Source organism: Psychrobacter sp. AOP5-GZ1-6, assembly GCF_052376345.1.
Taxonomy (GTDB): domain Bacteria; phylum Pseudomonadota; class Gammaproteobacteria; order Pseudomonadales; family Moraxellaceae; genus Psychrobacter.
On sequence record NZ_JBQSVP010000297.1, the window covers coordinates 1 to 890 of the forward strand.

Annotated in this window: 1 protein-coding gene; it reads right to left on the reverse strand. The window is 38.3% G+C overall.

All coding sequences use genetic code 11. The annotated features are described in order from the left end of the window. Window positions 1-447: 447 nt before the first annotated feature. A partial coding sequence (locus ACT3RN_RS15870; RefSeq protein WP_444518844.1) for an ABC transporter permease occupies window positions 448-890 on the reverse strand: 443 nt, incomplete at its 5' end.

Here is an 890-nt window from a genome sequence, read left to right on the forward strand (position 1 = left end):
AATAGATTAGTGAGGTGCTCTTCTTTTTTCAATCACTTTCGAAGTTGAGAGTGGGGTCTCTTTGGTAATTCATTTACAAATTCAATATGATGCGGAGATTTGTAACCAGTAAGACTTTCCAAAGCATTCCTCATAGAGCTCTTTAATACTGTTGTACCTATTGGGATAAATCGTCTTAGGCACGCCATTGTAGTAATTAACAAGCCACGGTTTGAGTATTCAAAAATAAAGTGATTATTAATGAGTACACTATCATGAATGTGGATCAAGTAAACATTGGTTTGTCGTACTGGGTAGTACATAAATTAAAATAAATATATTCATAAAATCAAATATATAGTGGGATACTTTCAACATGAGGCGAGCGTTACAATGGAAGTTATGAGGCAGTATTTAACACATTAAGGCATAAATTCTTTATCTCTAACGCTATAGGTGGTGAGTCATTCATGGTGGGATAAATTGATAGCTTTTATTAAAAAAACGTCGATAAATGAGTAGGGCATTGATTGTACAACCAAGCGTGCTACTCACACATATCAAAAACATCGTTATTATTTGGTAACGAACGGCTTGAGTAGGATCAGCCCCCGCAAGAATTTGTCCTGTCATCATGCCCGGCAAACTGACGATACCAACGACTAGCATAGAGTTTAATGTTGGCGTCATACCAGTGATAATGGCCGAGCGTATAGGCTCGTGTACCGCTTCAAATGGCCGCGCAGATAGGCTTAGCATCATCTCGATACGCCCCCGCTGCTCATAAAAAGATTCAATCAGTTGGTTGCTAGTCAAAGCAATAGCAGTGAGAGAGTTGCCCAATATTAATCCTAGTATGGGAATGATGAATTGCGGAGTGTACCAAGGCTGCACTTTTAAAATAATCATAA